The sequence below is a fragment of the Propylenella binzhouense genome (assembly GCF_009866965.1).
GTDB lineage: Bacteria > Pseudomonadota > Alphaproteobacteria > Rhizobiales > Afifellaceae > Propylenella > Propylenella binzhouense.
Genome location: NZ_SPKJ01000012.1, coordinates 64,394 through 72,070, shown reverse-complemented (window position 1 = coordinate 72,070; position 7,677 = coordinate 64,394). Strand labels below are relative to the sequence as shown.

The window sequence follows — 7,677 nt, the reverse complement described above, 5'->3', positions numbered from 1 at the left end:
CGGCCGGTGCCGGGCGGCGCCGCGGCCGCAGGCCGGGCGGGGAGCGGGCCCGCCACGCGCGAGCGCCCTCTCAGCTGCCCTTGAACTGCGGCGGGCGCTTCTCGTGGAAGGCGAGCACGCCTTCCCGGAAGTCATCGGACTGCCGAAGGCGCGAATAGCAATGGCCTTCCAGCTCGATAGCGGTGCCGAGATGGCATTCCTCGGTCTCGTTCAGAAGCCGCTTGGCGGTGCGCTGCGCGATCGGCGAGAAGGTGACGAGCTCCGCGACGAGCGCATCCGTCGCCGCCTCGAGCCGGTCGTCCGGCACCACCTCGGTCGCGATGCCCCAGGCGAGCGCCTGGTCCGCCTTGATCCGCCGGGACCGCATGACGATGTCCTTCGTCCGCGTGATGCCGACGATCTTCTGCAGCCGGGCCGATCCGCCGGAGCCCGGGATCTGGCCGAGCCTCTGTTCCGGCAGGGCGTATTGCACGGTCTCGGAGGCGATGCGGAAATCGCAGGCGAGCGACAGCTCGAAGCCGACCCCGAACGTATAGCCGCGATTGGCGGCGATCACCGGCTTCTCGCAGCGCGCCGGAGCGGCCACGTTGTCCGCGAGCTTGGAGACAAGCTCCGGCGCCGCCTCCAGGAAGCCCCTGATGAAGCCGCCGGAGGAGAAATGCTCGCCGGCGGCGCGCAGCACGATGACGCGCACGCGGGGATCGCGGTCGAGGATCTCGAAGGCGGCGCGCAGCTCGTCGCGCTCGTCCATCGAGATGGTGTTGAACTCACCCCGGTCGAGGATGATGTCGCCGCGCTGCCCGGCCGCGTCCACCGCGACGGAAAAGCCGTCGAACTCCATCCCGTTCAGGTCCGGCTGGGGCTTGGCGAGAACATTGCTCATCGGAAGGATCTCTCCTGCTCGGGCGGATTCCGCCCCGGTGCGGCTTACTCGCCCACGACCGGCCCCGAACGCAACAGCCCGCGCGCGCGAACGCGCATCCTTGAACGCGATCGAGGCTCCCGCCGGATCGGCGGGACGGGCGCCGCGGCCGCGCTGCGGCGCATCGCTGCGCGCGTTCGCCCCGCCGCCAGGCGATCCGCCAAAGCGGGCCGCGCGGGAGAGCGGGTCAGTGCTGCTCGGCGATCTGGATGAGATTGCCGCAGGTATCGTCGAAGGTCGCGATCGTGACCGGCCCCATGTTCACCGGAGGCTGGGTGAAGGCGACGCCGAGCCCGCAAAGGCGCCGATATTCGGCCTCGACGTCCTCGACGCCGAACGACGTCGCCGGGATGCCGTCGGCGAAAAGGGCGGCCTTGAAGGGCTTCGCCGCGGGATGGACGTCCGGTTCCAGAAGGAGCTGGACGCCCTCCGGATCGCCGGGCGCCACCAGCGTCAGCCAGCGGTGCGCGCCCATCGGGATGTCGAACCTCAGAACGAAGCCGAGGACGTCGCGGTAGAAGCGCAGCGCCTTCTCCTGATCGTCAACCAGCACGCTCGTCAGAACGATCCTCAGCATGGCCGGACTCCCTTCCTTGCCCGCATCCGCGGGCGGGCGGAGCGACGGCGCGGACATTGCGGGGCGCCCCACGGAAACCGATGCTCGCACGGCATTCGTGCGGCATTGAGGCCGAGGGGCCGTCGCGGACGTGAGAAGGCGTGAAGTCGTGAATGGTGAAGTCGTGCTCGGTGAGGCCGAGGCGAGGAAGCCTCGGCGGCGCAGCGGGCGTCCGGCACCGGGCGGCCGGCGGTCGGCCCGGACGCCATCGCCTCATCACGAGAAGCGACGGCAGGCCGCGCGCCGGGCGGTGCCGGGAAATCTGCAGGCCCGGCGGTTGACTAAGCCCGGGAAACCGGCCACATCCCGCCGCGGAGAGGTGGCCGAGTGGTCGAAGGCGCTCCCCTGCTAAGGGAGTAGACGGCCAAAAACCGTCTCGTGGGTTCGAATCCCATCCTCTCCGCCATTTCTACCGGGTCGAACGTTCTCCGATCTCGACCGCGGGGCTGAAACGCCAAGGAACCGCGCGGTTCGGACGGGAACCTCTGGACTGCGACGTCGGCACACTCGGCTCCGAGCGTTCTCTCTCTCTCTCTCTGCGCTTTTTCTCTCGACCTCTGGACTGAACCGGTACCAGTACGGTTTGCTAACCCGCAGAAAAAATAGGAGAAATTGCCAGGACGGGCGGTCCGAATTGATATCCCCTCCGCTGAGCGTCAGTCCTCCGAGAAAAAATCCTCATCGAGACGTTTGAACTCCAGCACGCGGCTGGAACGCACCCCGACACCGTGTTCGACCATCAGCTCCGTCAGGCGGGGTCCATCGATCAGGATCACACGCTGGGGAATGCGCGACGCGAACTCGACAGCCTGAGCGGAAAACGTCGAGGTCGTCACGAAGACGCCTTTCGACGCGCCGAGGCCGACCAGGCTTCCGGTGAATGCCTGGATCTCGGGCCGCCCGACCGCGCTTCCCGGGGCGTAGCGTTTCGCTTGGACGTAGACGCGATCAAGACCGAGAACATCCTCGTTGATAACGCCGTCAACGCCCCCGTCGCCGGATTTGCCGAGTTGCTCGGACGCATTGCGATGGGAGCCCCCGTAGCCCATCGCCACCAGAAGTTCGACGATGACCTGCTCAAAGAAGCTCGGGCTGTTTTGAAGGATGCGGTCCAGCAGGTCTGCGCGCAGTGCAGCGTGGACGGCTTTGTAGGCTGCTTCGACCACCTCCTCAGGCGTCGCGGACGGAGGCTCCACTTCGGCCGCTGCGGTGACTGCCTCGGAATCGTCCCCACCCCGGTAGAAATCGCGAAACGCTGGGATCGCAAGCAGGTACTTGGTATCGAGGCTGGCGGGCGGATTGGCCAGCACCTGCTGCCCAGCCGGTGTTATCGCGAAGCGTCCGCGCTTGGGACTTTCCAGGAGTCCGGCCTTCGTCAGATAGAACTTTGCCCAATGGATGCGGTTGTGGAGAACGCGCTGTTTGCCGCTCGGCAGCATCTGCTCGCGGTCATCATCCGAGAGACCGAATTTCGTCGCAATCTCAGCTTCGGCCAGTGGCACGGAGGTTTCGGTCTTGGCAGCTACCTGCAGAACTGGGAGCATGAGAGATTGATAGTCGGGGATGGCCATTATTCGATCCCTTCGTCGGCGGTGCTCTTTGCTCCCGCTGGAAGTCGAAGCTTGCAATAGGCCTCAGAGGAGAGCCAACCTGTCACCACCTTCTGAAAGGATTTGTCGTTCATAAATCGGGCAAAGATCTCTTCATTCTGATCCATCCGCTGATGACGCCCTACAGCGCGATGAAAGGCGCGGGCATCATCAGCGGCACTGCCGCCGAGCCACACCACTCAAGGGGAAGCCATCAAGCGGGGGGCGGCCGGGCACTTGTACTGGATCAGGTTCTGCGAGACCGGAAGCTCATGCCATATGACGTCCTGATCGCTGCATCGAGTGACAACAGGAACGGAAAGGAAAGGGATTCGTGGTCCCGGTTGTTTTTGCGTCGACAGCGAATAGGATTCTTGTCGGATCGATTGTAACGGGGAAACTTTCCAATGCCGGGTCAGTTTTCGCTCTTGCCGATTTGGCATTGCGATCATGAGCCTTGATGCCTACGCCTTCGCAATCCCAGCCGCTTCAATCGGCGATGCCGAGGTCGATATCCATTTCGACGAGCGTTATGCGGAGCAACTGGCGACGTGGCGGCGCGATGGCGATCTTCATTCCTGGATGAGTGCGCTCTACGCCAGGAAGGGTGGGCGGGACGACGAGTTCTATCTGAGCACTGTTCGTCTGAACGACGCTGATCTCGATCGCTTGCGGCGGGATATTGGGCGGGACAAGCTCGGATCGGACTATAGCGAAACCGTTGGCGGGAAAATCACAGATCGCTTCATCGCCAATGCCAAGGCGGCGATCTCAGATGGAATGGCCGTGGTCTATCACGGGTGCTGGTAACCGCTCGTGTATCGTTCCAATGGTCATCTGGCTGGGGTCCTGCCCTATTTCTGAGGCGGATCGAGGAAAAAAGGCAGCACCGCCTTTGCCCATTCCGCGGGCGGCGTTTCGTCATTGGCGCTCTCGGCATAGAGCCTGACGCGCTCGAAATCGGTCACGCCGAGTTCTTCGGAACTGAGGATCACGCTCGGATAGACCCCCAAAACGGGAAACCCCTCGGCAAGCACCATGGAGAAAAACAGTGCCGCCCATGGCCTTTTCTCGTAGCGGGCGAGCGTCATGCAATCGGCGTGCAGTTGGACCGTATCCTGGGGCCCGTCAGGCGTAGCGTTCAGCCTGCGGACCTCGGCCTCGACCGCCTCGTAAAGATCGTGGAGACGTGCGGCCGGCGCCGCGCCGCTCGTCAGCACGGGAAGCGTCTTTTCCATCTTTCGGCACTTCTCCAAATAGTCCTCGCCCTGGAGTTCGCGCAGGATATCCAACTGATCCGCCAGATCGTCGTCGCTCCAATCGCTCGCGAAGCGGAGCAGCTTTTCCGCAACGACAGGTCCGACCCAGCCATAATACGCGGACGAAAACGCGGCCGCAGCATCGCCGGTCAGCGCCGGAGGGTCGTCTTTCCTTTCGGTCCCGGCTTCGGGTGTGAAGGCAATCTTCGAACTGCCGTCTTCCAACTGCCTCAGTTCGTATTCGCGCTCGGCACAGGTGATGGTCCATTTGCCATCGGAAAGCCTGGCCGCGCGCGCCGGAATGCCGCACGGCAGTTCGCGTACGCGGATCATTCTTGCCAATCGGGTCAACCGCCGGTTCTCCGGCAGGTTTTCGGTAACCGCATTGAAGGACTGCTTCGGAGGCGCATGGCTCAGATGCGCATAGCTTTGCCCCGGCCGAAGTACCGTTCTCAGGTCCAAACTGCGGAATAGCATGTCCGTGCCGCCGAGAGCATCGGCAAGTGCCTGCAGCAACTCGTCCGACACGGCGCCGTCCTCCACCATTCCCAGCCGTACCTGAAAGGTGCGGATGGCCGCCTTCGTCTTCGGACCCAGTGCGCCATCGAAAACGTCCCAGCCCGGAATTTCGAGCAATTGCAGCATCCTCTGAGCCTGGAAAACCCTGTCGAAAGCGCGATTGCTCCGCTGGTCGAGGCTCGAACCTCTCCTGTTGAACGTCGTGTCGGTCCAGCAGAGCGTCCTGGTTTCCGTCATGCACAGGACCAGGGCGGCAATGCGGGCCGAGCCCGCGTCGCTAAGCCCGCAGACGGCGCCGATGCCCTCGGCAGGTTCCTGCGGCCTTGCGATGGCGCCCCAGCCACCGCGGCATGCCACCACGGCCCGGCAGTCCTTGCCGCCGCCTTCGACGCACCACTTGCGCGCGCAGGAATCCAGCCTGCCGGGACTACCGCCGGCACACCAGCCATAGGCATTCCCGTCCGCTGAATAGTAGATTGTGGCGTCGGCCGCCGCGCGGCCTGCCATGAAGCCCAGAAGGGCCACGCAGGCGGCAACAAGCAAGCCCATCCGTGCCGGACGACGAGCAGCGGCAAAGCGCAAGGGCGGCAGTGCGATCATGATCGCGCCCCAAGCCGAACTGTCCCTGTTCCTCGAAATTACTAGCCGCGAGAGAAGAAATCAACCACAGCCGCCGCCTCGATGACGCTGAACGCCTCCCATGCGCCCTGCACGTTGCCATGCATTGACGTGCGTATACAATCGAACCACATCCGGCTAATCTTGCACCCACGAAACAGTCGGGAGAGGTGCAATGCGGGGCGCACCATTTCTTCTGCTCGGATTTCTGATCCTTCCTGTGGCGGCGGCGTCGGCCGCCACGCCGGAGCCGGCAAGCGAAGCGGAACTGGCGAAGACGCGGGACGAGGTGATGGAGCTGTTCGGCAGCGTGCTGGAACGCTATCGCGAGCAGTTCAGACCACATCTCAAGACGCTGCAGCAGCGCGACCCGACGAGAACGAAGCGCCTGGTCGCGCAATGCGCAAGCCGCGAGGCTAAGGGGGTTTTCGCGGATTCGGACGCGAGCGCCGCCGACAAGTTCGCCGCTATCGCAGAGGCCGTCGAGGCTCTCCGGCAAGAGATCGGCAGCCGCGACAATGCCGACACCATCGTCAATTCCTGCGTCGGCCTGACGGTGGCCAGCGGGCATGACTGGGCAGGTGCGATCTGGACGGCGTATCTCAACGAACGCAGCGGCGCCGCGCGCGGCGGCGACCTGCTTGCCGCCTATTACGGATCGGGCGCCCTCGGCGCGACCGACATGGCGATGGCCAAGAAGACGCTGGCGGGCGCGAAGCGAACACTCAAGACCACCGACACCGAGGCCATCCTGGCGAAGCTCGACGTGCTCGACGGCACCGCCTACGTCTACGCGCTTTACGACGAGGCGTTCGAGCAGCGGATGGCGCAGGCGAAGAAAGAGCTCTCCACGGAGTCCGCCCGGAGCAAGCAACTGTTCGCGAACTTTGTCGAATGGTGTCCCGCGATGAGCGACAAGGAGCACGCCGACCGTTTGCGGCAAGGCCAGACGGATTGGGAGGTGGTTACGTCCGCCTCGCAGTCCGTCATAGGCCAACAAGCGATGAGCATCATGCGCGACAAGAAGAACGACGCCTCGTTGGCGGAGTGTTTCAACGCGTTGCTGGTCGGCAAAGAGTACCGCAAGGCTCTCGTCTACGCGGTCGCACTAAGCTACCTTGCCGAAGGTTGGGCGAGCGTATCCGCGGTCCTTCTTGGATCGGGAAAAGCGCTTGGCAGACGCGACCTCGGCCGGGCCGCATACGAACTGCGCAGCGTCCCGAACGACTATCCGGGATACCAGTGGGCGCAGAAAATGCTGGAAGCGACGCAAGCGGCCCTTGAAGCGAACGGGGGATGACGGCTCCGCCGAACGGAATCCGGCGCCGGAGCGAAGCAGCCATGTCGCGAACCCATGCCCGGACTCGAAACCCCCAGGTCGCGTCCGCTCGTTCGCCATCCTCGCGCAAGGTCGCCCAGGTCATGCCGGGCCGCCTTGTGCAGCCGCCTCGTCAGGCGACAACACGGCGACGCCGAACGGCAGGAAATGCTTCGTGTTGCGGGTGACAACGATGAGTTCATGCGCTGCGGCGATACCGGCAATCACGGCATCGGCCATGCCGGGGTCGTGACCGGCCGCAAGCGCCTTCGCCTCCAGCCGCCCGCCGATTGCGGCGGCCTGCGCGTCAAAGCCAATGATCTTGTCATCGTATGTGGCGACGAGACCACCGAGCCATGCTTTCAGGCTCGCGGCTTGCGCCGTCGCCCCCTTATGCTCGAGGCGCGCGATTCCCTTCTCGATCTCATGGATGGAGACGACCGACAGAAAGAGCCGCCCATCGGTGTCCATGCGGTGCAGCCAGGTGAGGAAGCCTGCGGATGCTTCCGCCTTGGACGGCGCGAGCATGGAAACAACGTCGGTATCGAGAAGGAAGCCGCTCAAAGCCCGACATCGCGCGATGGTTTGCGGTTGCGCGGGAACTCTCCGCCCGGGAACGTCCTCAGATAGCTGACAAGGCCCGCCCGTTTGCGCGCCAGCGCCTTGCGCGCGATCTCCGCCGCCTCGATCGAAACCAGGGCCGCAACGGGCTTGCCATGACGGGTGATGGTCACGATCTCTCCTTTGACGGCTTCATCGACCAGGCTGGAAAATCCGGCCTTGGCGTCTCTGACGTTGATGGTCAGCATGTTGCGCCCCCATATGTAGCCATATGT

The 7,677-nt window shown here is 64.2% G+C and carries 8 protein-coding genes and 1 tRNA gene; 3 read left to right on the top strand and 6 right to left on the bottom strand.

The genetic code is table 11. The annotated features are described in order from the left end of the window. Positions 1 to 70 precede the first annotated feature (70 nt). The gene (locus E4O86_RS06195) at positions 71 to 883 is read right to left on the bottom strand and encodes an enoyl-CoA hydratase/isomerase family protein (protein ID WP_246206239.1); all 813 of its coding nucleotides are present in this window, start codon (positions 881 to 883) and stop codon (positions 71 to 73) included. Between the two features lie 226 nt (positions 884 to 1,109). Beyond that, positions 1,110 to 1,499, bottom strand: coding sequence for a VOC family protein (locus E4O86_RS06190; RefSeq protein WP_343039107.1), 390 nt, complete (start codon positions 1,497 to 1,499; stop codon positions 1,110 to 1,112). A 352-nt stretch (positions 1,500 to 1,851) separates the two neighbouring features. Here E4O86_RS06190 and E4O86_RS06185 point away from each other — a divergent pair. Further along, positions 1,852 to 1,944: transfer RNA gene (locus E4O86_RS06185), tRNA-Ser, on the top strand. A gap of 250 nt (positions 1,945 to 2,194) precedes the next feature. On the opposite strand, the gene E4O86_RS06180 is transcribed toward E4O86_RS06185, so the two are convergent. Next, positions 2,195 to 3,109, bottom strand: coding sequence for a restriction endonuclease (locus tag E4O86_RS06180; RefSeq protein WP_161139652.1), 915 nt, complete (start codon positions 3,107 to 3,109; stop codon positions 2,195 to 2,197). A 468-nt stretch (positions 3,110 to 3,577) separates the two neighbouring features. Between E4O86_RS06180 and E4O86_RS06175 the strand changes: the two genes are divergently transcribed. Further along, entirely contained in the window at positions 3,578 to 3,937 is a 360-nt protein-coding gene (locus tag E4O86_RS06175) for a phosphoglycerate kinase (RefSeq protein WP_161139651.1), read from the top strand. A gap of 44 nt (positions 3,938 to 3,981) precedes the next feature. Here E4O86_RS06175 and E4O86_RS06170 read toward each other — a convergent pair whose 3' ends face one another. Beyond that, the gene (locus E4O86_RS06170) at positions 3,982 to 5,505 is read right to left on the bottom strand and encodes a peptidoglycan-binding protein (RefSeq protein WP_161139650.1); all 1,524 of its coding nucleotides are present in this window, start codon (positions 5,503 to 5,505) and stop codon (positions 3,982 to 3,984) included. A 193-nt stretch (positions 5,506 to 5,698) separates the two neighbouring features. Between E4O86_RS06170 and E4O86_RS06165 the strand changes: the two genes are divergently transcribed. Next, entirely contained in the window at positions 5,699 to 6,823 is a 1,125-nt protein-coding gene (locus E4O86_RS06165; protein WP_161139649.1) for a hypothetical protein, read from the top strand. A 120-nt stretch (positions 6,824 to 6,943) separates the two neighbouring features. Here the strand turns inward: E4O86_RS06165 and E4O86_RS06160 are convergent, their stop codons facing one another. Together E4O86_RS06160 and E4O86_RS06155 are read right to left on the bottom strand one after the other, a co-directional pair. Continuing rightward, complete coding sequence (locus tag E4O86_RS06160) at positions 6,944 to 7,405, bottom strand: type II toxin-antitoxin system VapC family toxin (protein WP_161139648.1); 462 nt, start codon at positions 7,403 to 7,405, stop codon at positions 6,944 to 6,946. Continuing rightward, a complete protein-coding gene (locus E4O86_RS06155; protein WP_161139647.1) occupies positions 7,402 to 7,650 on the bottom strand; it encodes a type II toxin-antitoxin system Phd/YefM family antitoxin in 249 nt (82 codons plus the stop codon). The genes E4O86_RS06160 and E4O86_RS06155 overlap by 4 nt, the downstream gene beginning before the upstream one ends. Between the last annotated feature and the right edge of the window lie 27 nt (positions 7,651 to 7,677).

Coding starts and splice junctions, on each gene's coding strand:
- E4O86_RS06195 (WP_246206239.1), bottom strand. CDS start 883: ATGAGCAATGTTCTCGCCAAGCCCCAGCCGGACCTGAACGGGATGGAG.
- E4O86_RS06190 (WP_343039107.1), bottom strand. CDS start 1,499: ATGCTGAGGATCGTTCTGACGAGCGTGCTGGTTGACGATCAGGAGAAG.
- E4O86_RS06165 (WP_161139649.1), top strand. CDS start 5,699: ATGCGGGGCGCACCATTTCTTCTGCTCGGATTTCTGATCCTTCCTGTG.
- E4O86_RS06155 (WP_161139647.1), bottom strand. CDS start 7,650: ATGCTGACCATCAACGTCAGAGACGCCAAGGCCGGATTTTCCAGCCTG.
- E4O86_RS06180 (WP_161139652.1), bottom strand. CDS start 3,109: ATGGCCATCCCCGACTATCAATCTCTCATGCTCCCAGTTCTGCAGGTA.
- E4O86_RS06175 (WP_161139651.1), top strand. CDS start 3,578: ATGAGCCTTGATGCCTACGCCTTCGCAATCCCAGCCGCTTCAATCGGC.
- E4O86_RS06170 (WP_161139650.1), bottom strand. CDS start 5,505: ATGATCGCACTGCCGCCCTTGCGCTTTGCCGCTGCTCGTCGTCCGGCA.